29 protein-coding genes and 3 tRNA genes are annotated in these 25,631 nt (G+C 49.2%); 13 read left to right on the forward strand and 19 right to left on the reverse strand.

Annotated elements, in window-relative coordinates; all coding sequences use genetic code 11:
• Window position 1: 1 nt before the first annotated feature.
• Genes PKX57_RS02965 through minC form a run of 17 tightly spaced genes read right to left on the reverse strand, consistent with a single transcriptional unit; the run spans window position 2 to window position 13,765 of the window.
• Entirely contained in the window at window positions 2-337 is a 336-nt protein-coding gene (locus tag PKX57_RS02965; RefSeq protein ID WP_213919629.1) for an iron-sulfur binding hydrogenase, read from the reverse strand.
• A 1-nt stretch (window position 338) separates the two neighbouring features.
• A complete protein-coding gene (locus tag PKX57_RS02970) occupies window positions 339-1,322 on the reverse strand; it encodes a CBS domain-containing protein (RefSeq protein WP_213919628.1) in 984 nt (327 codons plus the stop codon).
• Entirely contained in the window at window positions 1,291-1,656 is a 366-nt protein-coding gene (locus PKX57_RS02975; protein WP_213919627.1) for a hypothetical protein, read from the reverse strand. The genes PKX57_RS02970 and PKX57_RS02975 overlap by 32 nt, the downstream gene beginning before the upstream one ends.
• Window positions 1,643-2,344, reverse strand: coding sequence for an FAD-dependent thymidylate synthase (gene thyX / locus PKX57_RS02980; protein ID WP_213919626.1), 702 nt, complete (start codon window positions 2,342-2,344; stop codon window positions 1,643-1,645). The genes PKX57_RS02975 and thyX overlap by 14 nt, the downstream gene beginning before the upstream one ends.
• Entirely contained in the window at window positions 2,322-3,503 is a 1,182-nt protein-coding gene (locus PKX57_RS02985; protein WP_213919625.1) for a hypothetical protein, read from the reverse strand. Before PKX57_RS02985 ends, thyX begins: the two co-directional genes overlap by 23 nt.
• Entirely contained in the window at window positions 3,500-4,240 is a 741-nt protein-coding gene (locus PKX57_RS02990; RefSeq protein ID WP_472415974.1) for a type I phosphomannose isomerase catalytic subunit, read from the reverse strand. Before PKX57_RS02990 ends, PKX57_RS02985 begins: the two co-directional genes overlap by 4 nt.
• A gap of 37 nt (window positions 4,241-4,277) precedes the next feature.
• A complete protein-coding gene (gene trmFO, locus PKX57_RS02995) occupies window positions 4,278-5,597 on the reverse strand; it encodes a methylenetetrahydrofolate--tRNA-(uracil(54)-C(5))-methyltransferase (FADH(2)-oxidizing) TrmFO (protein ID WP_472415976.1) in 1,320 nt (439 codons plus the stop codon).
• On the reverse strand, window positions 5,594-6,475 hold the full coding sequence (locus tag PKX57_RS03000; RefSeq protein WP_213919622.1) for a DNA glycosylase: 882 nt from the start codon (window positions 6,473-6,475) through the stop codon (window positions 5,594-5,596). The genes trmFO and PKX57_RS03000 overlap by 4 nt, the downstream gene beginning before the upstream one ends.
• Entirely contained in the window at window positions 6,472-6,780 is a 309-nt protein-coding gene (locus tag PKX57_RS03005; protein ID WP_213919621.1) for a hypothetical protein, read from the reverse strand. The genes PKX57_RS03000 and PKX57_RS03005 overlap by 4 nt, the downstream gene beginning before the upstream one ends.
• On the reverse strand, window positions 6,755-7,555 hold the full coding sequence (locus tag PKX57_RS03010; RefSeq protein ID WP_213919620.1) for an epoxyqueuosine reductase QueH: 801 nt from the start codon (window positions 7,553-7,555) through the stop codon (window positions 6,755-6,757). Before PKX57_RS03010 ends, PKX57_RS03005 begins: the two co-directional genes overlap by 26 nt.
• Complete coding sequence (locus PKX57_RS03015) at window positions 7,552-8,328, reverse strand: helix-hairpin-helix domain-containing protein (RefSeq protein ID WP_213919619.1); 777 nt, start codon at window positions 8,326-8,328, stop codon at window positions 7,552-7,554. Before PKX57_RS03015 ends, PKX57_RS03010 begins: the two co-directional genes overlap by 4 nt.
• Complete coding sequence (locus PKX57_RS03020; RefSeq protein WP_213919617.1) at window positions 8,325-9,065, reverse strand: sporulation protein; 741 nt, start codon at window positions 9,063-9,065, stop codon at window positions 8,325-8,327. Before PKX57_RS03020 ends, PKX57_RS03015 begins: the two co-directional genes overlap by 4 nt.
• Window positions 9,062-10,051, reverse strand: coding sequence for a dehydroquinate synthase/iron-containing alcohol dehydrogenase family protein (locus PKX57_RS03025; RefSeq protein WP_472415978.1), 990 nt, complete (start codon window positions 10,049-10,051; stop codon window positions 9,062-9,064). The genes PKX57_RS03020 and PKX57_RS03025 overlap by 4 nt, the downstream gene beginning before the upstream one ends.
• An 8-nt stretch (window positions 10,052-10,059) precedes the next feature.
• Entirely contained in the window at window positions 10,060-11,067 is a 1,008-nt protein-coding gene (locus PKX57_RS03030) for a M20/M25/M40 family metallo-hydrolase (protein ID WP_213922774.1), read from the reverse strand.
• Window positions 11,068-12,102: a M42 family peptidase gene (locus tag PKX57_RS03035; RefSeq protein ID WP_213922775.1), complete on the reverse strand. Its 1,035-nt coding sequence runs from the start codon at window positions 12,100-12,102 to the stop codon at window positions 11,068-11,070.
• Window positions 12,099-13,112, reverse strand: coding sequence for a M28 family peptidase (locus PKX57_RS03040; RefSeq protein WP_472415980.1), 1,014 nt, complete (start codon window positions 13,110-13,112; stop codon window positions 12,099-12,101). Before PKX57_RS03040 ends, PKX57_RS03035 begins: the two co-directional genes overlap by 4 nt.
• Window positions 13,109-13,765 carry a septum site-determining protein MinC gene (gene minC / locus PKX57_RS03045; RefSeq protein WP_169699699.1) on the reverse strand — a complete coding sequence of 219 codons (657 nt, stop codon included), beginning with the start codon at window positions 13,763-13,765 and terminating at the stop codon, window positions 13,109-13,111. The genes PKX57_RS03040 and minC overlap by 4 nt, the downstream gene beginning before the upstream one ends.
• Before the next feature lie 149 nt (window positions 13,766-13,914).
• On the opposite strand from minC, the gene PKX57_RS03050 reads away from it, so the two are divergent.
• The 8 genes from PKX57_RS03050 (at window position 13,915) to PKX57_RS03085 (ending at window position 17,951) form a co-directional block, all read left to right on the forward strand.
• Window positions 13,915-13,990 (forward strand) — tRNA-Glu (locus PKX57_RS03050).
• Between the two features lie 5 nt (window positions 13,991-13,995).
• Window positions 13,996-14,070 (forward strand) — tRNA-Val (locus PKX57_RS03055).
• Between the two features lie 7 nt (window positions 14,071-14,077).
• Window positions 14,078-14,153 (forward strand) — tRNA-Phe (locus tag PKX57_RS03060).
• A 100-nt stretch (window positions 14,154-14,253) separates the two neighbouring features.
• The gene (locus tag PKX57_RS03065; RefSeq protein ID WP_213920892.1) at window positions 14,254-14,781 is read left to right on the forward strand and encodes a 3H domain-containing protein; all 528 of its coding nucleotides are present in this window, start codon (window positions 14,254-14,256) and stop codon (window positions 14,779-14,781) included.
• Window positions 14,778-16,055: an MFS transporter gene (locus PKX57_RS03070; RefSeq protein WP_213920893.1), complete on the forward strand. Its 1,278-nt coding sequence runs from the start codon at window positions 14,778-14,780 to the stop codon at window positions 16,053-16,055. Before PKX57_RS03065 ends, PKX57_RS03070 begins: the two co-directional genes overlap by 4 nt.
• A gap of 63 nt (window positions 16,056-16,118) precedes the next feature.
• The gene (locus tag PKX57_RS03075) at window positions 16,119-16,871 is read left to right on the forward strand and encodes a threonine/serine exporter family protein (RefSeq protein ID WP_213920894.1); all 753 of its coding nucleotides are present in this window, start codon (window positions 16,119-16,121) and stop codon (window positions 16,869-16,871) included.
• On the forward strand, window positions 16,868-17,314 hold the full coding sequence (locus PKX57_RS03080; RefSeq protein ID WP_213920895.1) for a threonine/serine exporter family protein: 447 nt from the start codon (window positions 16,868-16,870) through the stop codon (window positions 17,312-17,314). Before PKX57_RS03075 ends, PKX57_RS03080 begins: the two co-directional genes overlap by 4 nt.
• Window positions 17,315-17,567: 253 nt before the next feature.
• Window positions 17,568-17,951: a DUF2089 family protein gene (locus PKX57_RS03085; protein ID WP_472413956.1), complete on the forward strand. Its 384-nt coding sequence runs from the start codon at window positions 17,568-17,570 to the stop codon at window positions 17,949-17,951.
• On the opposite strand, the gene PKX57_RS03090 is transcribed toward PKX57_RS03085, so the two are convergent.
• The gene (locus tag PKX57_RS03090) at window positions 17,926-18,954 is read right to left on the reverse strand and encodes a uroporphyrinogen decarboxylase family protein (RefSeq protein WP_213920897.1); all 1,029 of its coding nucleotides are present in this window, start codon (window positions 18,952-18,954) and stop codon (window positions 17,926-17,928) included. The two genes, PKX57_RS03085 and PKX57_RS03090, sit on opposite strands and share 26 nt — an antisense overlap.
• Window positions 18,955-19,088: 134 nt before the next feature.
• Here PKX57_RS03090 and PKX57_RS03095 point away from each other — a divergent pair, with 134 nt between their 5' ends.
• Genes PKX57_RS03095 through PKX57_RS03105 form a run of 3 tightly spaced genes read left to right on the forward strand, consistent with a single transcriptional unit; the run spans window position 19,089 to window position 22,375 of the window.
• Window positions 19,089-19,994 carry an alpha/beta fold hydrolase gene (locus tag PKX57_RS03095; protein WP_470745666.1) on the forward strand — a complete coding sequence of 302 codons (906 nt, stop codon included), beginning with the start codon at window positions 19,089-19,091 and terminating at the stop codon, window positions 19,992-19,994.
• 43 nt (window positions 19,995-20,037) lie between these two features.
• Window positions 20,038-21,009 carry a DUF1722 domain-containing protein gene (locus tag PKX57_RS03100; RefSeq protein WP_213920899.1) on the forward strand — a complete coding sequence of 324 codons (972 nt, stop codon included), beginning with the start codon at window positions 20,038-20,040 and terminating at the stop codon, window positions 21,007-21,009.
• Between the two features lie 16 nt (window positions 21,010-21,025).
• Window positions 21,026-22,375 carry a deoxyribodipyrimidine photo-lyase gene (locus tag PKX57_RS03105; protein WP_213920900.1) on the forward strand — a complete coding sequence of 450 codons (1,350 nt, stop codon included), beginning with the start codon at window positions 21,026-21,028 and terminating at the stop codon, window positions 22,373-22,375.
• Here PKX57_RS03105 and PKX57_RS03110 read toward each other — a convergent pair.
• On the reverse strand, window positions 22,363-23,166 hold the full coding sequence (locus tag PKX57_RS03110) for a protease complex subunit PrcB family protein (protein ID WP_213920901.1): 804 nt from the start codon (window positions 23,164-23,166) through the stop codon (window positions 22,363-22,365). The genes PKX57_RS03105 and PKX57_RS03110 overlap by 13 nt on opposite strands.
• A gap of 199 nt (window positions 23,167-23,365) precedes the next feature.
• Here PKX57_RS03110 and PKX57_RS03115 point away from each other — a divergent pair, with 199 nt between their 5' ends.
• Together PKX57_RS03115 and PKX57_RS03120 are read left to right on the forward strand one after the other, a co-directional pair.
• Window positions 23,366-24,646, forward strand: coding sequence for an extracellular solute-binding protein (locus tag PKX57_RS03115; RefSeq protein WP_213920902.1), 1,281 nt, complete (start codon window positions 23,366-23,368; stop codon window positions 24,644-24,646).
• A 139-nt stretch (window positions 24,647-24,785) separates the two neighbouring features.
• Window positions 24,786-25,628, forward strand: coding sequence for a carbohydrate ABC transporter permease (locus PKX57_RS03120; RefSeq protein ID WP_472414647.1), 843 nt, complete (start codon window positions 24,786-24,788; stop codon window positions 25,626-25,628).
• The last annotated feature ends 3 nt before the right edge of the window (window positions 25,629-25,631 follow it).

Genomic DNA, 25,631 nt, shown 5'->3' on the forward strand with positions numbered 1-25,631 from the left:
GTCAGCCTTTCAATCCGCTTTTTATTAGCCGGGTTGTCACTTCGAACGATGTCTCCGCGCTTTCCAGAAGCACGATGCTATTCTCTTCCGCCTTCTTTCTGGTAACCTCTTCGAAGTGAAGGTCGTTGCAGAGAACTATTGCTTTGATGCCAACGATCGAGGCCACTGCCAGTATGTTGGTGTGAGATTGCACTGTGAGCCATATAGAATGGGCAGGAGCGTTCCCCATAACATCGCTCAGGAGATCGCCTATGTAACCACCAGTCACCTCTGCGTCAAGAGGAAGAGTTGTGACCACTTTCAGCTCACATTTTTCAATCAGTTCTTTCAGCCTCATTTCATTTCCTCCCGTTTCGGTAGAAATTCATCTCAACGACCACACCCTTTCTAGCCTCCGAGACCACTACCATTTTGTCGGAATACCTGTGCATGTTCGGCAGTCCCATTCCAGCACCGAACCCAAGCTCTCTCACATGGTCGGAAGCCGTCGAAAAGCCTTCCTTCATAGCCTGTTCTACGTTTTCGATTCCCTTTCCGTAATCTTCGACCCTCACCCTGATGACCGATTCATCGTACCAGGCGTATATGTATCCTTCGCTTCCACTGTGGATAACCACGTTAACTTCGGCCTCATAACAGGCGATCGATACCCTTCTGACCAGACTGTCGTCGTCGGTTCTGGTTTTCAAGTAACTCTTCAGCTTTGCTGAACCGACGCCGGCCATGTCCACCTCTGTATAATCGATGTGGAACAAAAAATCGGCCGACTTCTTCTCAACGTAGTCTCCGGAGATCAACGATCTGTCGAACCAGTCCACGTTTCTTTCCAGGACCTCTTTTCGGCGGGCATCGTGGACGTATATGATTCTGAACTTGTCGAGAATCGCACCTATTATGTCCTTCTTCGAGATAATCCCTAACAGCCTTCCTTCTGAGTCCACCACCGGAAACCGCCCGTATCTGTAACGGTTGAACCTCTCTATGAGTCCTTCAAGATCAACGTCGGGAGCGAAAGTTATCAAATCTTTGGTCATGTGTTTTTCGATAGGATCGGTTATATGGTTTCCTTCCAGGGCGAGAATTATATCCTCTATACTGACCAGACCGAGCAGATGATTGTCGTTATCGACTATCGGAACTCCCGATATCTTGCATATCCTCATCAGTTCTTTGGCCTGCCACATAGTTCTATCTTTGGTGAGAGATATTATGTTGGTTACCATTATGTCTTTTGCGGTTATGTCGCTGAACAATCCCCTCAGTTTCTCGAGAAGATCATCGACGTTTCTCTCAGTCAATCTGCTTCCCTTCCTCGAGAGCATCGCTTATCTGTTTTTCGAAAAGGATACCACAGGCTTTGTACATTGACATCCGGGCGTGAAGCAACGGCATCTGGAGTTCTTTAGCCAGCTCTATCGTCGTTTCGGGAACATTTCGCTTCCTGATTATCAAAACGGCCGACGCGCCAACGACCGAAGCGGTCCTGACACACTGGGGCGAGTTGAGTCCGGTCACGAGGATCATTCCGGGACCGCCGAAAGCGAGGACATCGCTCATGAGATCAGCCGCTCCCACAGATGCTATTTCGGGATTAGAATCATCAACGCTGTTCAAAGTTTCACAATTAAGGAGTTGCACTATTTCAGACAGTTTCATTCGCTACCCCTCCAACCAACAGATCTCCTTCGTAGCGGTACTTCAGGAAGGCTTCGTATGAAATTGGACACTTCTCTTTGAGTATATCGGCAATCGCCAGCGCGTATTTCTGGATTTCGTACTGTGCATGTGAATCGGCCCTCTGGTTCAGGAAATTCATCATCGATCTCAGATTTATCGTCCAGTATGCCTCTGTATACATGGATATAGGGAGTATGATCCGGGCCATCTCTCTGGCCACACCCATCGAGATCAGCTCTTCGTAAGCCTTGAAAGAATTATCCATCGATTCTCTCATTATCTCGAGGGCCTTCCGGTTGAGTTCTTTATCGTCGAAGGGTATGGATTTCTGTCTGTCTTCCGGGTCTGGGACCCTTATCTCATCGGGAAGGAACCATTCCTCTTCGAACTGGGTGTATCTCCCGCTCCTTTCGTTGATCGAGGCTATTCTGTGCCTCACCAGCTGCCTCATGACGAATATCGGCAACTTTATGTGGAACTTGAAAACCACGTGCTCGAAAGGAGAGTGGTGACCGCGTTCCATGAGATAATTGATCAATTTCCTGTCCCTGTCGGGGGTTGTCAATCCTTTTCCGTAACTCGTTCTTGCCGCCTGAACGACGCTGTAATCATCACCCAGGATCTCTACGAGTTCTACAAATCCTTTATCTAGAACCTTTATCTCCATTGAAACCTCCATCGTTTCTCAAAGCCTTTTCTATCTGTGAAGCTCTTCTTCTCTTACTAATGTATTCTAGCAGAAATAAGGCAAGGACGACTATTACACCGATCGGAACTACTGTAACGAGAACCATTTCGAAGATGACGCGGCGCCTCAACTCTTTGAGAGCGGCAGAAACCGATTCGTCGAAAGCCTCGTAACCGCTCAGTTGCAGGTAAAACCTTGCAAGGTCGTAATACTCTCTGTTTTGCGTTTCGTAGTAAGCCATTCCGAGGTTCCTCACCGCCCTGGAATTCTCGGGCCAGAAGCGTATCGATTGCTGAAATAGCTCGATCGATTCCAGCATGCTTCCCTCGTGAAATAGTGCGTCCCCCAGCGCCATCGCGGCACTGGATGCCAATCTGGGTGGAAGCTTTCTCAGTTCTATGCTCTCCAGCATCGCCCTCCCTTCACTGCCCTTTCCCGTTCTCAGGTAAGCGGTAGCCGCGTAATAGATGGAAACTGGATCGTTGAGGGCTAGAGAGTGGAAATCCTCTATGACCGATTCGAACATACCGGCCGCAAATTCGCTCTCAACCAAGTCCGGTCCCAGAAGAGATCCGAGGCCGTTTTCGAATATTCCTTTCCTGATTTCATTCAGTGGTTCAAGTCTCATGTAACTGGAGCTGGAATAGAGATCCAGCATCACTTTGTGGGGGAGGTATTGACTGGGATCCCTTCCGAGCATATCAACGGCCAGCGTGTTGATTATTTTCGATGAACGCGGATCGGAGGTCTCTAGCCAGTCGTAATAATGTAGCCTCAACGAGACTGCCTCCAAAAGAGGCCCCGGGTCGCTAAATGTCCCGAGCATATTTAGAGCCGAAACCGTCGAGGTGGAAACCATAGAATCGACCACGGCCAGGGAGCGGGCGATATCTTCCAGAAGACCGACACCCGCTAGTGAAGACTTCAGGTTGACGAACCATGTCTTGTAGTTGGGCTGTATAGTTTCCTTGAATTTCAGACCGACCGCAATCGTCAGAAGGGCCCTGGAATCGATCTCTTGAGTGTCTAGAGACTGTGCCTGTTCAAGATAGTCCTTCGAAAGGATAACGCCGGCATGTTCAAAGGCGAAAACCGCGGTACACAAAAAAATCACTGCGAAGATCGTCGAGAGTTTCAAAGCAATTCACTCCAGAAACTTCCCGGGCGAACGAGAAGAGCTTCTTCGGAGAACTCCTCCCGGTCGTCTATCAACACGTGGAGTTCGGGCACCTCTGAGAGTGTAATGACTATTCCGCTGCCTTCGACCTTTTTGGTGAGTTCAATGCTGAAATACTTCCAGTCGAATTTCCTCATCTCTTCAATCACGATGGCGGAAGCAGCAGCTTTTGTGGCGACTCTGGCTTTGTCCAGATGGAGTTCTCTCCCTCTTCCCCAGTCGTATATTCTGTAGGTCATATCGCTGGCCTGTTGAATCTCTATCACTTTCGAACCCGGTCCAAGCGAATGGACCGTACCGGCCTGCAAACATGCGAGATCCCCCCTTTCGGGCGTCAGTATCCTGAGATCCCCGTTTCTTAGATCTTCGAGCGGCTTTTCCTGCCTGGTTATTCCAGCTGCGATTCTTCCCTTCTGAAGGAAATACCAGCATTCATTCTTGCCCCAGGGATCGCCTTCCAGAGATTTTGCCAGTTCATCGTCGGGATGGACCTGAACGGAGAGCCAGTCGTTGGCACATATGTACTTCACCAGCAGGGGAAACCTCGGGAGATCTTTGTGGAAAAGAGTTTTAGTCAGATCGTTCGGGTAGATACACCTCTCTCCTTCGCAAAGCTCAGTCCTCATATTCTGAAAGTCTGACAGGAGCCAGACCTCTCCCACCGGATCTTGTGTATCGACTTTATATAGCTCGTTCAACTGACGATCTCCCCATGGTCTAGGAGAGAAGATCGGTTTACTCTTCAGTATCATTTCTATCAGACCTCCATTCCTTCAGAAAGAAGTCCATGTCATTTCTCGCTCTGGAAACCTTTTCCCTGTTTCTTTCTCTTTTTTCACGACAGGCGACAGGTGAAAGAAGACCGAAGTTGGAATAAACAGGTTTGAGGGGAGATCTTCCAGAAATCGTAACATGCTCTATTAAACTGCCAATCATCGTTGTCTCAGGTATTGAAAGTCCACCTACCCCTCTCAGATAACGCTCCACGTTTAATGCCACTACCCTACCAGAGACGATCGCTTCTACGTAGCCTTCGAGACCGGTAATCTGGCCAGCGAAGAAAAGTCCACTGTGCTGCTTTGAGCCGAGGCTTTTGTCCAGCAGGAGCGGCGAGTTGAGGTAAGTGTTTCTGTGCATGACTCCGTACCTAACGAATTGGGCGTTTCTCAGGGCCGGAATCATGGAAAAGACTCTCTTCTGCTCTCCCCATTTCAATCTGGTTTGGAATCCGACAAGACTCATTAGCGAGCCGCTTGAATTCTCCTTTCTGAGCTGAACGACGGCGAAGGGTTCCTTTCCGCTGGAGGGATCAATCAGACCCACAGGCTTCATCGGGCCGAATCTGAGTGCATCGAAACCGCTTCTGGCTATATCTTCAACGGGCTGACAGCGCTCGAAGAGATATCTGTCCGAGAAATTCTCCATCTTCGCGAGTTCTGCCTCTACCAACTCTCTCCAGAAATCGCCGTACTCTTCGCCATCGAGCGGACAGTTGAGATAGTCTCCTTCCTCGGAGTACCTGTCGGCGAAAAAACCTCTTTCGAAATCGATCGACCCGGCCTCGATTATGGGCGAGACGGCATCGAAGAAGAAGAGGTGCTCTCCAAACAACTGTCCCAGAAAGCTCTCAAGCTTCGGTGAGGTTAGCGGACCGGTGCATACTACGTTGACTCCCCTTTGAAGATCCAGAGAGGAGACCTCCTCTCTACGTATCTCGATAAGGGGAGTGGATTCGATTAGATCGGTCACTTCCCGGGAGAACCCTACCCTGTCAACTGCCAGAGCCTTTCCCGCGGGGACTCTGTGTCGGTGAGCTATCTCGAGTAACTTCGATCCGAGCTTGATCCCCTCCTCTTTGAGGAGTCCGGAGGCGTTATCGAGCGATTCGGATTTCAAAGAGTTACTGCAGACGAGTTCGGCGAAGGAACCGCTCTGATGAACTCCGGTGCTGGCAGAGGGGCGCATCTCGTAAAGTTCGACTTCGATACCCATCCCGGCTAGGCTCAGTGCCACCTCGGAGCCGGCCAGACCGCCGCCCGTGACCCTTACTTTCATTCTTTCCTTCCCATTTTTCGGTAGTATCTGAAGAGCGCTTCTTGATAATAACCGGCGTACGGGTAGAAAGTCTTCATGCCGTATTCCATGACCTTTTTGGTACTTCCCGACACTTCGAAGAGATCTTTCATCACTCTCGATATCCATATATCGACGGGAAAAGAATTCAATTCTCCGTATGCGAAGAGAGTTACACAACTCCCGACTTTGAAGCCGACACCGTCGAACTTCATCAGTTCACCGAGTTTGGCGTTGAGCGGCAGGTCGCGTATCGAATCGAAGTAGCTTTCCGATTCGAGCGTGAAGAGTTTGAGCAACCAGGGTACTCTGAAGGCGATTTTCAGCTCTTCGAGCTGTTGCTGTCCGATACGTCTGGCCTGCTCCAGATCAGGGAAGAGGAAGAAGGTCTCCCCTTCAAACTCCACCCTGTTTTCAGCGAAGATCGCCGATAGACCATCGCTCATCTTTCTGATTGTGGGGATGTTGTTTCTTGTGGAAAGTATGAACTCGACCACCATCTCGAAGGGGTCCTGCCTGAGTATTCTCAGTCCCCGCGCCTCTTCGAGCGCCTTTTTAGATATATCCGAAACTTTCGAATTCATCGAAGCGAGCTTCTTCTCGATATCGATGTGTATCTCTTCAAGATTGTCTTCAAGTCCGAGATAAGAGATCAATCCACGGTCTATATCCCTTCCCAAAAGGCTATCCGAAGAGGCCTTAACTCTGAGTTCGTTCCTTTCTTGCTTCAGCCGGATCACGGTGTTCCTGACGATTCCTGTCCACCAGCCATCTCTGGCGGTCCATCGAAAAGTCTGCCCGCAATCTAGCGTGGCATCAAGATCCAGTGGTTTATCTATTCTCAAACAGAACTTCGTCATAATCTCACCTCGAAAGCCTCCGCGATGTTTTTGAGCAACCGGAAGGCGTTGTCTTCACGGAATTCGCCCACAACTATAAGGTAGCACTCGTTTCGCATTCCATCCAGATAAACGGCGGTTAACGGCACACCACCGCTCAAGGTCGAACTCCTCGAACCGGTGGCTTTCGAAAGCGCGATAACCAGAGGTGGTATCTCCTCGAGATCGTAACCCTCTTCGAGGGATTTCCCGTTCTTATCGACGATTCGAAAGACCATCCCGCAGGTCTCTCCAAGCTCTCTAATTTTTTTGGCCAGATTCTCCATATATATCAGACTCCCCGAGTATCCTGCAATTGTATTTTCCCGCTTTCAGCCAGTTCCTTCCGTACAGCTCCGATCCTTTCTTCACCAACAGACCGGAGGGTTTTAGAACGGCCAGAAACTCCTTCAGAGAGCTTTCATCTCTTATGGGTATCTCTTCGATCCTTATTAACCTACCCCTGTATTTCCACAGGTGAACGAGATTCCGGAACTTTCCGGAGAGGAGTTCAAAATCCATTCTTTCTCGCTCTTCCCTGTCCCTTCTGGATTTTACAAGACTGGCCTCACAACCGCAATAATTCTGAACGTAGATGTCCTCGAGATACGGTTTTATCTCTTTTCTGCCGGTTCTGAAATTGCCGCCTGTATATTCGGTTCCATAAACGTTGCTAATTTCCATTCCAATCTCATTTATCGTGTCTATAGACTTTCTGGGACTGGCAAGCAAAGTACTGGTGAAGCTTTTGGCATGGATCTTTCCCGATGTCAGGGCGGCGTTTTTAAGCCTCATCTCCATGCACTTTCCACATCTGGCTCCACCTTCTTCTTCATCGAAGTATCTCTCGAAAAACGCTGAAAACTCTTCCGGATCGTACCGTCCCTCCATGTAGTTAAGGTTTAACCTATGGCAGACGGTTTTGAAGGCTTCGAGTCGTTTTTCGTATTCACTTTCAGGGAAGATGTTGGGATTGTAGAAGTAGAAAACGGCCTCCGGAAACTCCCTTTTCAAAACCGTGCTCAACAGGTCGGGCGCGCAGCAGACGTGTATGAGCGTCAAAATTCTATCAACTCCTCTATATCCTTCAGAATACTCTCACCTATCCCCTTCACTTCGAGCAACTCCTCGCATTTAGTAAAGCGGCCGTTGCTCTTCCTGTACTCGACTATTCTCGAGGCCAGCACCTGTCCGATCCCTGGAAGTCTGTCGAGTTCGCTTTCGCTCGCAGTGTTTACGTTTATCTTTCCAGAACCGGCCATTGCTACTTCAAGCGGTTTTATTTTCTCCAGAATCACCTCGATATTCGAAGGACCTATACCCGGTACGGAGAGAAGATCGGAAACGGACACAAACTTCCCGTTCTTTTCACGATGATCGATTATGGCTTTTGCCTTGGAATCACCGATTCCCGGGATCTCCTTGAGCTCTTCGAGCGAGGCCGTGTTTATGTCGATGCTTTCAGGTGAGGCCTTCGCCTTCGTCTCTCTCCCGGAGCTTTCGCCGACTTTTATCAAAGGTTTCAGCTTATCGAGCGTTTTAGCACCTATCCCCTTAACGTTCAACAACTCTTCCACGTCGTTGAACCCTCCGCTGGCTTTTCTGTATTCCACGATTGCTTTCGCCTTCGAGGGTCCTATACCCGGGAGCAAATCCAGTTCCTCTTCGGTCGATATATTGAGATCCAGCGGGAAGGTCACGGTCTTACCAGCTTCCGGCGTATTCACCGTATCGGGAACGGACTTGAGACTGCCCGAAACGGCTACAAATCCTATTAAAACAAGAACGGCTACGGAACCTATGATCTGAATCTCTTTTATCGATAACTTTCTCATCTCAACTGTCTGGGAAACCTATCGGTAATATTCCAGCCAGTTATTCTCTGAAGTGATTGTACATCCAGAGAATTGGAGTACTCTCTAGCGGCCGCCGCATCGGGGAAGATTCCCAGCACGGCAGCGTAGAAAGTTCTCCCGTCTGTGGTGACGGATTTATAGACACATGCGGGATATCCTTCGCTCCTCAGGTCAATTACCTGTGGCGCTATTCCGTCGGAAATCGTATGAGAGACCAGCTGGATACCGTAGGCAGTCTTCGATTCGTACAGTCCGGGGAGTGGGTTGTCGCCTATAAACATTACCCCATACATGTCGTTCACCCTGGTGATGAAATACTTCCCCTGACCCATCTCGACACACAACTTGAAAGCTACATCCTGTTCAACCACAACAAAATTGAAACCCGATCCCTCGACAAGGAAATCGAACGAATTGAGAATGAGTTTCCTGTAGTCGAAGGTTTCGAGAAAGAAATGCTGTTCCACCGGGATGTTTTGAACATCGCGCGGTACTTCGGTCACACCCTGTGAGATCGGTGGGAGCTCTAAGGGGGTCGCCCCGCCTGACAGATCGGGAAGGACCGAACTTCTTATCTCTTCGATTATGAGATCGTACTTTTTGTTCTCTTGCCTGAGAAGTATCGCGTAACCGGCAAGCGTGAAGACTATGCCGGAGAGGGCAAGCACGATTACAATCATTATTTTGACGACTATATCCTGTGATTCTCCGCTCATAAAATACTCCCAAATCCCATCCAGGGTCTATCCCTGACCTGCGTTTCAAAATCCCTTGCCGTTACCCAGTGAGAGCTTTCACCCGACCTGGAAGGCAGGGCGATCTTCACTCCGCCCTTCTGATTGACCAGATCGACCAGAGAGCTGACATCGATCTTAATGGACCGGTCGGGTTTCCCAAGAACTCTCAACGCCTCGTAAAGGTCTTCCTTCCCCGCTCCATCAATAAGCCCGGAGGTTCTCGCGATGTGTAGTTCCAATATGGCTCCGTAAATCAGGGCGGTGGAGTATTCTGTTCTCAGTCTTGAAGCCGATTGAATTAGATCGCCAACCCCGCATCCGACAACCATCCTGGAACTGCCCAGCGATTTAACAAAGGCTGAAGATGCCGAGTAGATGATGTCGCCCCAAAGTTCGCGGGTCACCTCGCCACCGGAGACGATATGGTTCAGGATATATTTGAACAGGCGCTCATCCAGCGAGTAAGCCACCAGCAACGGGAAAAAGATCTCCCCTCTGCGTATCTGAAACATGGTGCCGTACGTCAGCTCGGTATCCACGTATATTCTGTCGGGGAGTCCGCTCGAGTTCAACAGGTTCTTGACGAATTCGAAGTTTATACTGAAACCCGAAAGCGGGGGCATAACTTGACTGACGGTGGTCGTCGGATACAGAAAGAGTCTGTTGACCTCGCCGTGCGTGGATGCCGCGTAACCGACCAGGTCTATGAGCGAGCCCCCGCCTATGACGGTTATCGCCCTCCTCCCCGAGGTCCTGAGTACCTGATAGACTTCTAGAACACGATCTATAGACTTTATGTGCTCTCCGCCGGGCATCAGGTACTCATCTTCGGGATGTATTTGAAGAGCCTTGCGTGCACCGGAATCGAGTATTTTCAGAGACTCCGGCAGTCTTTCCAGCAACTTTTCACCGTAAATCAGCTGACAATTGCTCGAAGATTCACTGGTGAAAGCGACTCTTTTCATTGCCTTCTCTAGACTCCTTCTTCGGCTAGCGCTTTCAAGAGACGGACCGTGTTGAGAACATCGTTGTAATCCACCACTTCGTTGGGAGAATGGACGTATCTGGTCGGTACGGAAACCGTTCCGGCCGCGATGCCCTTCCCGGTGATCTGGTATCCCCTGGCGTCCGTACCGCCGAAGATAAGAACCTCGTACTGGACAGGAATAGAACGTATATCCGCCACTTCCTTCAATCTGGATACCACTCTGGAGGAGCTGACGCTTCCGCGATCCTTTATCTTTATCGTAGGTCCAGCCCCCAGCTTAAATCCCATTCTCTTGAAGGATTTTGGTGTATCCGGTCCGGCCGTTACATCGACCGCAACAGCCATATCCGGCATTATGTCGAACGCGGCAACGCTGGCCCCGACTATTCCCACCTCTTCCTGAACGGCGAAGACGAAGTAAACATCGTCGGCCGGCTCTTTGAGTTCTTTTATCGTCTGCACCAGAATGGCGCAGGCTATCCTGTCGTCCATAGATTTTGAAACGAGTTTTTCACCTAGATCTCTGAATTTCGAATCGTACGTGCCAAAGGTACCGATCGGAGCCAGCTTTTCGGCTTCTTCTTTGCTGGAGGCTCCGATATCTACGAAAATGTGATCGAAGTCGAGGTTCTTCATTATCTCGCCAGCTTCTCTGGCCGATTCACCTTCGGTGCTTACAATACCGCAGGCGCCGCTTTCAAAAATTATCCTCGAACCCAGAAGCATGTACGGTGAAACGCCTCCGAGCATATCGATTCTCAAGAAGCCTTTCTCGTCGATATGGGTCACCACCACTCCGATCTCGTCCATATGGGCGTCCAGAAGCAGCTTCTTTCCACTCTTTCCTCTTTTCATGCAAATCAGGTTTCCCAGTGCATCGACCCTCAGTTCATCGACGTAATCTCTTACTTCCTCCGCGATGGCTTCTCTTATCGCATCTTCTCTTCCGCTGGGGGAACTTATCTCAACTAGTTTCTTTATCAATTCCTTCATCTAAAGCACCTTCCCTTCTTTTACCAGAACACTGGCAAGCTCTGCTACTCCAAGAAAGTCGTTTATGTTTATTATCGAAGTCGGAGAATGGATGTATCTTGACGGGGTCGAAATGACACCGGCAGGAATCCCCGACATGGTTCTCGCTAGACGCCCGGCGTCTGTACCTCCGGCTATCCGCCTTTTGTACTGGAATTTGATCGAATTTCTTCTGGCTGTCTCGACGATGGTGTCGAAGATCCTTCTGTCCAGAACGAGGCCACTGTGCGCAAAGGTGAGAACCGGTCCCATACCGAGGTTTGTGGCCCATCGATACTCCGGGAGTTCGGGGTTGTCTCCGGCGGTGGTGTTCTCGAAAACGAGTGCCGCGTCGGGCTTGACCTGCCTGGCGGCTATTCCGCTCCCTCTGAGCCCAACCTCTTCCTGAACGACCCAGGCGAAACAGAGATCGTAATCCATAGAGAGGCCCTGTACATCGTCCAGAACTCTCAGAAGGACCTCGCAACCGGTTCTGTCGTCGAAGGCTTTGGCCACAGCGTATTCTCCGGTCTCTTCGTAAGCAGTGGAAAAGAAGACCGGATCCCCGATCCTGTGACTCTTCTGGGCCTCTTCCTTCTTCGAATAGCCGAGATAGATACGCAGTTTGTCCATGGACGGGGTTTTCAACAGCGTCGAACTTTCCTGTGTGTGGATCGCCTCGAAGCCTATCACGCCCGGCAGCATCTCCTCGCCTACGAAGACCTTCTTTCCCATCAGCACCCTCGGATCGACACCGCCTATGGCGGTGAAAGAGAGGGATCCATCTTCGTTGATCCTCTTGACCATCAGGCCGACTTCATCGGTGTGGGCCAGAAGCATCAATCTTCTGGAGCTTTTGCCGTTCCCTTTCTTTATCGCCATGAGGTTGCCCACCGAATCTTTCCAGAGCTCATCGACCTTTCCCTCTATCTCTTTCTCGATGAAAGAGGCCACTTTCTCTTCAAATCCCGAAATCCCGGGGAGTTCACAAAGCTTACACAGTCTTTCGAGCTTCATACTACCTCAACCTCCTCGAGTGAACTGAAAAATCCGGAAAGCAGTCTGGCCGAATTGAGAACGTCGCACACCGCAATCACCTCTACCGGAGTATGCATGAAGAGCTGGGGAAGGGAAAGTAGCAAAGTTGGAGTTCCGTTTCCAGCAAGCTGGACAACGTCGGCATCTGTGCCGGTATGTCCGGGACCGTAATCGTACTGAACCGGGAATCCGTTTTCCCTTGCGTAGTCGTCTAATTTCTTGAAGTATCCTTTGTGAATGTTCGGCCCTCCAACAGTTATCACAGGCCCCTTTGCTATTTCGATTCCATCTTCTTTGCTGTGATGCGTAACGTCCATGGCTAGGCCCAGATCAAGCTTAAGAGCTTCGGCAGCCGCTTTGGCGCCCATCGCCCCGACCTCTTCGCGTGTGGTGAAGATAAAATAAACTGTGGGGTGTTCACGGTACATAGATAGAAGTTTAGCCGTCTCCATGCTTATCGCGGCGCACGCTCTATCATCTAGAGCTTTTCCCGAAACCTTTTCGCCCATTTCGAAGGCCGTGAAGTCTACGACCGCGAGGTCGCCTATATTGATTCTGTCGAAGTCCTGATTGATTGAGGCGTCTATGAAGAGCTCGTCGAAGGAAGGCACGTCTCCCCTCGAACCGGGTTTCTGGAGATGCGGGGCGAGCATTCCGATAACGCCCTTCCTTTCCTTCCCGTCACGACACTCAATCCTGACTTTCTGGGAAATCAATATCTTCGGATCGACCCCTCCGAGCGACTCGAATCTGGCGAACCCCCTTTCATCTATGGCCGATATTACCAGAGAGACTTCATCTATGTGTGTGAAGACTCCCACCCGTCTGGAGTTACCCTTTTTAACGGCGATAAGGTTGCCTATCTCGTCTCTGTAGATCTCGTCCACGTATGGACCCACTTCGGCTTTGATCACTTCGTGAACTCTGTCTTCATAACCTACAGGTCCGAAAGCGTTGGAAAGTTCGATCAATAGTCGAGCTGTGTTCAATTTGTTCCCCCCTTTACTTCGAACTTGACGTTGTCTGCCTCTTCGACGACGATTCTACCCGTTCTCACGTGAGCAACCGATGGAACATCGAAGCGGTCGTATTCCTGTGTTATATAGTTTCCTATCTGCAAAAGAGAAGGTGAGAGATCGATGGCGGCTATGATACCTTCTTCACCCTGGGAATATCCGGCCCTCAAGACTCCCCGGGCAGTTCCAAAGACCACTATACTTCCTCCCGAGATCACCTCTGCACCTGGATGAACGTTGCCAACGATAACCACATCGTAATTGTGAACAACAATCTGGCCGGACCTCAAATTCCTCCGGATGATCTGTGCGCCTCTGACTTCCGTGATCTTTTCCCTTACCAGATCGTATTTCTGACCGACTTTGACGTCTTTCTGTTCCATACTTCCGACGAGAATATCCTTCACGTGGACTCCGAGATCGCTCAACAAAGATACGATTTTGACTATATCGTCTGGTTTACTGGTTTCCTGCGTGAGCATCAGGGATATCTCGTCCCCTTCAGAAAAGAAATCCTTCGCATCAGAGAACTTTCTCATTATGTCCTGTCGTAACTCTTCGACACTTCTGTAAGAATCAATAAGAAGAATCAATCCTTTTTTCGTCATTCTGAAGTCTATTGGCATACAGATCACTCCTTTCTTCAAGATTTTATCACGAAAAACAGCTCTTAAAGTTTAGCCGAAACGGTCGATGGGCTGATGTCGGTGCGGATAATTCCGTTCAGGGCCTTGACCGGAGAAGCATAATAGTGTAATATAAATTACGTGCTTACGCCCTCATCGTCTAGTGGCCTAGGACACTGGCCTTTCACGCCGGCGACCGGGGTTCAAATCCCCGTGAGGGCGCCAGTGGTGGAAGCGTAGCTCAGAGGAAGAGCGTCTGCCTTACAAGCAGAAGGCCACAGGTTCGATCCCTGTCGCTTCCACCAGATTGATGGCGAGGTAGCTCAGCAGGTAGAGCAGCGGACTGAAAATCCGTGTGTCGACGGTTCGATTCCGTCCCTTGCCACCAGAGTTAAAGCTAGTTGTTACAACGCCCCCTCGACAAGGGGCGTTTCTTCTTTTAAAATGTAGTGTAAAGTAGCTGCTATAACCTGTAAATAGGAGGGTAGATGGTGAACAAACAGGCCAGGTTGCTGAAGATAACGAAGCTTCTCCAGGACTCGAACGGCGCGATCAGCGGAAGCGAGTTGGCGAGGCTGACCGGCGTCAGCAGACAAATGATCGTCAAAGATATTGAAGAACTACGCTACCAGGGTTACAGGATACAATCCGGCCAGAAAGGTTACTCTCTATCCACGCAAAAAAAGTGCAGAATGACTCTGTCTGTAAAACACGGAGATTCGGATATCGTGGACGAACTCTCCACGATCCTATCCGAAGGTGGAGCTGTGATAGACGTAGTGATAATGCACCCGGTCTATGGGGAGATTCGGGGAGTGTTGAATCTGCACGACTTCGACGACCTGAACAGGTTCATCGCCTCTCTCAGGTCAAGCGAGGCCGTTCCTCTCCTGGCGCTTTCAAAGGACGGCGTGCATCTACACACGATTGAGGCGGATTCCGAAGATGGTCTTGAAAAAATCAGGGCAGCACTCGAAAAGAAAGGATATCTGGCTGTCCGGGGGGTGGGTTTATGAACATCGACGAGGTTATACAGAGAAACATTTCTTCTGGAAGGAGATTGAAGCTGCTCGCTTTAACTTCACTCGAATGGATGCTGGTCGCGGGAGGGGTTATGGTCACCTCGCTAACGCTTCCCTCGATTATCGAAGGACTTTCGGGGACCGTGGGAGACTCGACGACCATGGCAAGTTCCGTTTTTATCGGTATGCTGGTGGGCGCGCTCGTATCGGGGGCGATATCCGACAGGTTTGGAAGAAAGTGGACCAACCTTTGTCTGCTGATACTCGCCGCGGCAGGAACCGGTCTCACTGGATTCGCCCCATCGATGAGACTGTTCTCGGTGTTCAGATTTCTTTCCGGTCTGGGTTACGGTGGACTTCTTCCCGTTGTCAACGCCTATCTCACAGAGTTTTCTTCAATCAAGATAAGGGGGCTCTACCTCACGCTTCTAGAATCGAGCTGGGCTCTTGGAAGTATCATGGTTGGAGCCTTCACCATGCTTACGCTTGATTCCCTGGGCTGGCAATGGTCATATTATTTCCTCTTCATTTTCGGAATCCCCCTGATAATGATCGGCCTCTTCCTTCCAGAAAGCCCCAAATTCGAGTTCATGAAGAAGGGGAAGAAGGCCCTGGAGAAAATACTCAAAACCTCCATAAAGGAAGAAGTGGAGATGCACGAAAGGGAAAAGCAACCCCTTCTAAGTATCTTCAAAAAAGGTCTGGCAAGAAGAACTCTCATGATATGGTTCAGCTGGTTCACAGTAAGCTTCGTTTATTACGGAATCTACACCTGGGCGCCCAAGATATTCGCTTCAAAGGGGTTAACCCCTGTCTCATCGCTGTGGTACACTTTTTTTATGCTCATCATGCAGCTTCCGGGCTACCTTACGGCTGCCTTCCTCATAGAGAAGATCGGAAGAAAAACCACCCTGACTTTCTTTTTCGTCGCCACCGCGATTTCGGCGCTGATAATGGGGTTGGTTACGAGTTCGGGCTTTCTAATCTTCGCAAGCATTCTGATTTCTATGTCTGTCCTCGGAACCTGGGGAATGGTTTACGCTTATACACCGGAACTCTATCCAACGGAGATGAGGGGATTGGGGAATGGCACTTCCGGAGTGATGGCCAGAACGGCCGGCATAATCGCCCCGTATTTCACGAACTTCTTCATGGGCCGTACGGGCAGCGTTCTATACGTAATGATCTTCATGTCGGTCATGAGCGTTCTGGCTGCGATAATAGTGGCTCTTTTTGGAGTTGAGACGAAAGAAAAGATAATAGAATGATCTCCTGGCGACTTCCCTTGAGGATCTTATGGGTGGTAGTATTGTCTTCGGGAGGTTTTGGAGATGGCGATGAGACCTGAAGATGTGCTATTCATGATGATTCTATTCGGGAGGGGAATTGTGAGCTCCGGAGGTTCCGCAACCGATGTTGAAGTGGCCCTGGAATCGATCGGCAAAAAGAACGGTTTCAAGACCGAGGTTGCTTCGACACCCACGGTAATTCATATATCTCTCATCGAACCGGACGGGAGAAGCTGGTCCAGGATAGAACGGATAAAAGTTGAGCGGCCTGATTTTTATAGAATAACCGCTTACAGAAACCTTCTGAGGGAGTACCTCGATGATGAAACTTCCTGGGTCGATATCGTCGAGAGCCTTAAGCTCCTCGAATCAACCAGGGAACGTTATCCTCTCCTGCTGAGGAGTATTTGCTCGGGCATCGCAGCCATGGCCTTCTCCTACGTGTTTGGCGGTAACTTACTTGAATCGGTATTTTCTGGCGTGATAACCGCTCCGATTTTTCTTTTGCTTTCGCTGATCCCTTCCAACAGGATGTTGATAGATTTTCTGGCGGGGTTTATGACTACAATTCTGGCAGTTCTCTGCGGTTACTTTTTTGATCTCAATTCTTCGAAAATAATCGTCGGTTCGATAATGCCATATGTCCCAGGTATTCTTATAACGAACTCGATTCTCGAGCTGGCCAACCGGAACCTCGTGTCGGGCAGTTCGAAGTTCACCGAAGCGATACTCATACTCGTCTCTCTGGTGTTCGGTGCAAGTTCGGCCTTTTTCGTAGCAGGTGGTCTGGTATGATTCTCAGAGTGCTGGCCTCGCTCATTGCCGGAGCGGGATTCGCTATCATCTTCAGTGTTCCTGCGGGCATAATACCTCTCGCTTCGTGCGTTGCCGCGCTCGGCTGGCTGGTCTATGAATTCACCTCTGGTTTGCTGGGGCTGGCTCTTTCGGTTTTTCTCTCATCGTTGATCATAGGGATTCTTTCCAGGTTAATAGCGACACTGAAGCACTGGCCCCTTCAGCCCCTTATAGTGGTAGGAATAGTTCCTCTTGTTCCCGGTTCTTCGGCTTTCTACGCCATGCAGAGTTTCATGTCAGAAGATCTCTTCAGAGCTTTTGAGTACAGCTATCGGACCTTTTCCAGTGCCTCAGGCATTGTCATAGGGCTGGTGGCCTCATCAACAGTATTCAATATAATAGAGAAGATTATTGAGCTATCAAACAAAAATAACAACATATAGCGGCCTTGTAGTTAAATAATATGTATGATTTTATAATAATAATGAAAGCAACTTTTATCTTTAGCATATATGCTTTGAATTAAATGACTTATTTACTGGTATTTTTGCTGAAGATTCCGTGATTGGGGTTTTATACTTTCGATACACGCTGATTTTATTGTTTATTTGACCCTTGAAATATTGACTTTCCACTTTAAAAACTGGTATAGTGAACACAAGTACTCTTTTTTGCTGTTTGCCGACCAGAATGGGGGTGCTGTCATTGAAGAGAAGACTAACCAAGTGCCCGGTTTGCGATGGAGATCTCAAGATAACTGAATACACATGTCCTTCATGCAAAATAACCATAAGAGGGGACTTCTATCAGGACGAGATAGTCTCACTTTCCGAAGAGCTGCTTGACTTTCTAAAAGTTTTCATCAAGAATAGGGGAAATCTCTCCGAATTGCAGAAAGAGCTGAACATCTCGTATCCCACGGCCAGAAGCAAGCTGGAAGAGCTGGTCACCAGCCTGGGTTATGAAGTCGCAGGTCGGCAGGTTCAGGAGGCTTCTAAAATCATAAAGAAGCTCGAAGATGGTTTGATCGAGCCTGAAGAGGCCGTTAAGCTACTCAACCGTATGAAGGGCAAGCGTTGAAACCACCCCTGGCTTTCAATACATTTTTCACCTGTGCCATGTTTTCCAGAGGAGTCCCGCGGGGTATCTCACAACCGGCGGCTATAAAGGTTCTGCCGTCGGATACATCCAGACATTTCTCGACTGAATCGGCGACCTTTTCCACGCTGCCCTTGAACATGACCGATACCGGGTCGAAGTTACCGCATATCGATATCTTTCCTCCTCCCAGCTCCACCGCCGAAGCGAAATCGACCATCCAGTCAACATCGATTATATCGGCCCCTGTGTTTATCATTAAAGAAAGAATCGGTGTTGTATCCCCGCAGATGTGGAGTTTGACCTTTGCGCCCGCCTCGTGAACACGCTTGATCAGAAGCTTTTCGTAGGGAAGTCCGAATTTGGAGTACGATCTAGGTCCGATAACCGAACAGATCGCATCGCCTATGCCTATGAAGTCGGCCCCCGCCCTCACCTGTTCTAGGGCGAAGATAGTCTCCTGCTCGAGACAGAATTCCAGTAACTCCACGACGAACTCCGGTCTCTCGAAGAAATCCTCCATAATTCCGACCGGAGTTCTGAGGTCGGCAGCCAGGGCGAGCGGCCCTTCGACCCATCCGAGAACCGGGTATTCTGCCGAGGCGTGATTGTTGTAAAAATCGATGGCACCGATTCTGTCGCTCATCCTCCTTCCGGTGGAGGGTTCGACCACCTTCAGCTTCAACGGCTCCGCTGCCGAAAGCAGTGGAAGGCCGAAGTAAGGGATATCGTCTCCTGGAAAGATCACCTCTCCCCCGAGGTCGTTAACCTCTCTGGCAGGATCGGAAATGGCGCTGACCATATCTATTCCGAAATCCTCGCAACACCTGATGTTTCCCTCGCAAAGGACCCTGAAATCGGTGGCGTACTCTCTGTAGGTCTTGCCGATATATTTCGCCGCGAAGGCCATTATTATGTTCAAATTCGGTACCTGATCCACGCTTCGTCCTTCGATTCTCGCAAAGACTCTCTCCCTAGAAGTCAAAACCGCACCTCCTAAAAATAAGAGACTTGAATCCTCTCCCATATAGATTGTAATATCTTTTCTGAGAGAATGTAGAATAAAATTAAAGTGGATAATCATTTCGGTTCTGGAAGGGGTGTTTTCGTTTGCGGGTTGTGAAGGCGATATTCACCGTGCTCTTCGTTTTGCTCATCGCGGTCATAGTGCATGCGATCTTCAGTGTTACAATGGCCAGAATATACCTGGGACGCATGGACCAGGATGGCGAATACATAACCGTTGGAGAAGAAAAGCTGTATATCGAAGTCTCCGGAGCGGGCGATCCGATAATATTAATACACGGCTTTTTGGGCTCTTACCTCGATTTCGATGCTATAGTGGATGGGCTTTCGACCTTCAGAAAGGTCTATGTGATCGATCTGCCGGGGTTTGGCCTTTCCAGAGCTTCTCTGGAGGGTGATTACAGCAAAAAGGGTTATGCCGATCTTGTGAGCGGCTTGATGCATATTCTCAATTTAAATCTGGCCGATGTCCTGGGTCACTCCATGGGCGGGGAAGTTGCTCTTAATCTTGCTTATTATCACCCGGAGAGAGTGAAGAGTCTCATACTGGTCGATTCGATGGGATACTCGAAGATGAATTTCTTGCCGTCTCTTGTTGAGGATAACGAGTTTCTGAACCATGTGCTCATGAGGTATGGCTTTCAGACCTATCTGGTTCAGCGTTTTCTTTATAGACAGAAACTAGGGGACGTTTCGAAGTTCAACCGTGAATCCTTCCATTTGAGCTTTTCGCTGATAAATCATATCTCCCCGGCCTTTCTTTACAGGTTCAATTTGCAGGACGATAGCGGAGCGCTTTCAGGGAAGATTCGAGATATAAAGTCCAGAACTCTGATCGTCTGGGGAGAGAAAGACAGAATAGCGCCGGTTACAGACGGCGAAAGGTTCAAAATCGATATCCCGGGCAGTGAGCTAGAAATTATAACGGGTGTCGGTCACTCGCCAATGCTGGAAAATCCGTCTCTCTTTCTGGAGAAGTTGAAGCTTTTCCTGAAATAAACACGAGATCATTACAGTGGCCGTGAAACGGCAGGAGGCTTTCATGGGTAAATTCGCCCGACCGGAAGTTGTTGTCAGCAGGTGCCTGGGATTTGAAAGCTGCAGGTACAACGCTCAGACCGTACCTAGCAATTTCGTATCGACTCTGGGTAATTTCGTCAATTACACAACTGTCTGCCCCGAAGTAGATATAGGGCTCGGCGTCCCGAGGGCACCCATCAGGCTGATAGCCCTGGATAGTGTGGTCAGGTTGATTCAGCCTTCCACAGGATTGGATGTAACGGAGAAGATGAACGCCTATGCCTCTTCCCTTCTCTCTTCTCTCGAAAATGTCGATGGATTCATTCTGAAGGCTTTATCTCCGTCCTGCGGAATCAAGGACGTCAAGGTTTACCCGGGTGCGGGAAAGGTTATGGCTACGGGAAAAGACAGCGGTATTTTCGGGGGAGAGGTTGTAACCCGCTTCGGCCACCTTCCGGTAGAAGACGAGGGGAGACTCACCAACTTCGTTTTGAGAGAACACTTCCTCACCACGCTCTTCACCGTGACCCGATTCAGAGAGCTCAATCTGAACCGTTCTATCAAAGGCCTCGTGGATTTTCAGAGCGATAACAAGCTACTCTTCATGTCCTACAATCAAAACGAGATGAGAGCTATGGGGAGAATAGCCGGAAATCTAGAAAAGAAAGATCTGAACGAAGTCTTCGATCGATACGCGCCACACTTCTACCGTGCGATGTCAACGCCGCCGAAACACACATCTCACATCAATGTTTTGATGCATGGATTGGGCTACTTTTCACGATATCTTTCATCGTCGGAGAAGAAATTCTTCCTGGACTCTCTGGAAAGATACCGCCAGGCTAAAATCCCCCTGAGCGTTCCGCTCCATATATTGAAATCGTACGTAGTTGCCTTCGAGAACGAGTACCTGGCGAGGCAGACCTTTTTCGAACCGTACCCCGAAGAGCTTGTGGAAATAAGCGACTCGGGGAAAGGGAGGGCTTTGAAATGAAGCCCCGGACGTCGGCATGAGAAGAGAGGGCATTCACAAAGCAAACAACATCTCTTCGAAAACGGGGAGATTCGTGCTCTACTGGATGCAGGCTTCTCAGAGAGCGGTTGATAACGACGCACTCGATTATGCCTGCGAAATCTCGAACTACCTTTCTTTACCGCTTCTCGTTTTATTCGTTCTTCACGGCGAATACCCTTCGGCCAACCGGAGGAGCTTCACTTTCATGCTGGAGGGTCTGGAAGAAACGGAAAAAAGACTGAAAGAAAGGGGAATCACCTTTCTCTTGAAGGCCGGAAATCCTGTGGATAAGGTTCTGGAAATTGCTAAGAACGCATCGGTTCTGGTGTCGGATGTCGGATATCTCAGGCACCAGCAGTTCTGGAGAGAGAGGATCGCCCATAGAGTGGAGTCCCCCTTTTTCGTTGTAGAGAGTAACGTTATCGTGCCAGTTGGACAGGTAAGCAGAAAAGAAGAATTCAGTGCGGCCACTATTAGGCCGAAGATAAGTCGTCTCCTTATTGATTACCCGGAAAGCCGGCCGGTCGAAAGTCGTCGTTTGAAGGGTCTTGGTGTAGAAGACTTCGAGACTGTTTCTCTATCGGCCTGTTTGAAAGATCTGAAGTTCGTGGACGATGTTCCGGCGGTTTCCAGTTTCAAAGGTGGAACTTCGCAGGCTATCGAGATGCTGGAGAGCTTTCTGAGAGACAAAATTGATATCTTCTGCCGGGAGAGGAACGACCCGAACAGCGATGCATTATCGAATATGAGTCCGTACCTTCATTTCGGTCAGATATCGCCTTCATATATTGCCAGGAAGATCACCGAAAGAGAATCGCCATGCGCAGAGGCCTATCTGGAAGAGCTAATAGTCAGGCGGGAGCTGAGTATGAATTTCACTCTGTATAATCCCGACTACGATCGCTTTGAAGGTCTGCCGGCGTGGGCGAAAAAGACACTGAACGAACACAGGGAAGATATGAGGGAGTACATTTACTCTAGAGAACAATTCGAGAGTCGCTCCACGCACGATCCTTACTGGAATGCGGCTCAAAATGAGATGGCGCTCACCGGAAAGATGCACGGGTACATGCGCATGTACTGGGGAAAAAAGATACTTGAGTGGAGCGAATCGCCGGAAGCGGCACTTGACACGGCTGTATATCTAAACGACAAATACGAACTTGACGGTCGCGATCCCAACGGTTACGCCGGCATCATGTGGTGCCTTGGAAAACACGACAGGGCATGGGCCGAGAGAAAAGTCACCGGTAAAGTTCGGTACATGAATTCGGCCGGTTTAAGGCGCAAGTTCGATGCCGACGGATACGTCAGGAGAATAGACAGACTCACTCAATCGACGTAGAAGGTGCCCGAGAACTGCTCAGTTTTCACTATCGAAGAATCGACTTCGACATCCATATTCACTAGGATTCTGTACTCTCCGACCATTAAATCCAGTAGCCTGAAAGCGATAAACGGATAGGTGAAAGCCTGTGTGACGTAATCATTTTTGCCGGGACTCTTCAACTTTGCCTGTACCTGTATCTGGTCGCCGGAGAGTTTTACGTTCTGTATCGATAGCTGGTAACCTCCGGTCGGCTTTGAACCGGCTTTGATTATTACGACAGGCTCAATTCCGGTCAGCGGTGTTTCTACGAACTTCCCTTCCTTTTCCAGACCAATTTCGATTCCGGCGGAAAGCCTATCCTTAGCAACCAGATCGACCAAAAGGTAATTCACCACTGTCATATCTTCGCCTCCATCTGCGGAGATCATGGCTTCGATCCCCATAACTTTCAACGAGTATCCAGAGGGATATGATACGAGCAGCGGTTTCAGAGTGTAGTACATTCCCTCCCGGACGAGCGTCAGTTTCTTCGAATAGGAATCGTTTTCCGAATATATCTCCAGAGAGGTTTCAAGTGTCTCTTCCTCACCCGAGGGTTTGAAGAGCCATCCTCCAAGAACGATGATCGTGCTATCGGAATCGGTGTTGGAAATCACTGTGTATCCGATGCTGGAAGTCCTGCTGCCTGCCTGGTTCTGAAACTGAAAGGGTTGATCGCTTTCCAGCGGAGTAATGTTCACCAGAAAACTGCTCCCGAGGAGCGCGGTAGAAACGATCAGAACCGTGATCAAAATTGTAACCTTCACAAGATACACCTCCCTATCCTGACTATATGACTGCAAGAAGTCGTAGCCGGTTTAAGCAATTGATCATAACACCTCATTTGTAGTATTCAAAAGCCTCCCAAAGACTCGAAAAGCCTATAAACGCTTTTCGTAATTGATCGCTAGAGTTGTATTATAGAGATACGGGGTACTTTACCCCAACTTTACGGGAGGTGTTTTTATGAATAGGCGTTCTTTCTTTGTCATGTTTCTCTGTCTTGTCATTCCGATTTCGTTGCTTGTTGGAAAAACTATCGAGTTGCAGTTCTGGACTCACGAGGATCCAAACAGAACTGTGATCGAAAACCGCTACATCGAAGAGTTCCAGAAAATGTACCCCGATGTGGTTATCAAGAGAGTGACACAATCTTCCACAAAAATCCAGGAGCTTGTTCTCACAGCATTTGCGGCGAATCAGGGTCCGGACATCTTCAATATGTCCATCGAAGATGAGTATGCTTATATAGTTAACCAGCGCGTGGCCTCGGTCAACTATGAAGCTGCCGGATACGAAAACAAAGAGGCCCTGATAAACGCTTACCTTCCAGGCACGCTTGACCCTGTAGTCTTTGAGGGAGAGATCTACGGTCTGCCTCTGGAGATAACCAACTGGTGTATCCTGTTGAACAAGAAGGTCTTCAAAGATGCCGGACTCGACCCGGAAAAGGACTATCCGAAGACCTGGGAAGAGATGGTCGAAGTGTCCGAGAAACTAACCATCAGAGAAGGTCAAATAATAACTAGAAGAGGTTTCGATTTCAGGTATCCGTATTATCTGGTCGCTTTCATCCCCATGGTGGAGCAGCTTGGTGGAAAGCTGATAAGCGACGACGGTAAAACGGCGATTGTCAATGACGAGGCCTGGTTGAAGTTCCTCGACTTCATGGCCGCGTGGGGACCGAATGGTCTTAACTTGGGATCTCCAACCTACAAGAACGCCAGAAGCCTTTTCAACATGGACAACAACGATATAGGAATGTGCACAACCGGTCTCTACCAGCTGGCAAGGATCAAGGCCGACAATCCAGCTTTCTACGATAGCCGCGAATGGATGGTAGTCCCCTTCCCGCAGTTCGAGAACGCCGTGAATTACGTGCCGGCTCATTACTACGGCCACTACTACATGGTGAATGTTCAGAAGCCGAAGGAAAACCAGGAGATGGCATGGAAGTTCATTGCCTTCATGTTGAGCCATCCCGAAGAATACCTTGATAAAGTAGCGATAATACAGCCGACGAATGAATTGCTGGAATCGGACACTTTCAAGAATTATCCCTACTCGGACGTATTCATCTCCGACCTTGAGAAATCGACCGTTGTTTATTTCTCCGAATACTCGGCGAAGATACAGTCACTAGTAAAAGAGGCCGTAGAATCTGTCATGTTGAGCAACGCCTCGTCTCGAGACGCGTTGAACGCGCTCAGAAGAAAGGTTCAGGAAGTCCTCGACGACCAGTATTGATGATTGATTTCGTGCCCGCCGCTTTGGCGGGCCGTTTATTCTTTTCGCGAAAGGAGTGGGTTCACCCTTGAGGCGCATTCTCAAGAAAGGAATAGAGCACAAGAAGGCCCGGTGGGGATGGTTTTTTGTGTTACCGTCGATGGCCTTCTTCGCAGTTTTTTCCTTTTATCCGATAGTGAACGCCCTGTATACGAGTCTTTTCAGAAAAAGGCTGCTTTCGCTGCGGCCCCCTACTTTCATTGGACTGGAGAATTACGAATATCTACTCAAATCTCCCGATTTCTGGAACTCGATCAAGGCAACCTTCATCTTCACACTTGGAACTTTTATACCCATACTGGTCTTCAGCCTTCTGCTTGCGGCCTTCATAATGTCCAGGAAGAGATTCCAGAAGTTCTTCCAGATGGCTTTCTATTCACCGGCCGTCCTTTCCTCCGTTGTTGCCGCGGCGATATGGTTGCTGATATTGGATCCTAGAGGGCTGGCCAACATGGGCGCTAATTTTCTACTGGGAACTAAGGGCGTCGATTATAAATGGCTGGCATCGGCTAACATGGTGAGGTTTTCGACGATACTGGTTTACTTCTGGAAGTATATAGGTTATTTCACAATAATATACATCACGGGATTGGCGAGTATCCCGCAGAGTCTGCACGAAGCGGCAAAGATAGACGGCGCAAGCGGGTGGAAGGACTTCTGGCATATAACGATACCTCTTTTAAAACCTACAACAGTTCTGGTTTCGATAATGTCTATGTTGCAGTGCCTGAAGACTTTCAGTACCCAGTACCTGTTCACGCAGTCGGGGGCTCCGCTGGAGCCGATAAACGTTATCACTCTCAATATCTACAACACGGCGATCAGAGATCACAACATCGGAAGAGCCAGCGCGATGAGTATCATTCTCTTTATCATAATGCTTTTCTTCACCTGGCTTCAATTCAAAGCCAGCAGGTCGGGTGGAGAAGTAGATTATATGTGAGGT

The organism is Mesotoga sp. (assembly GCF_035363035.1).
Lineage (GTDB): Bacteria > Thermotogota > Thermotogae > Petrotogales > Kosmotogaceae > Mesotoga.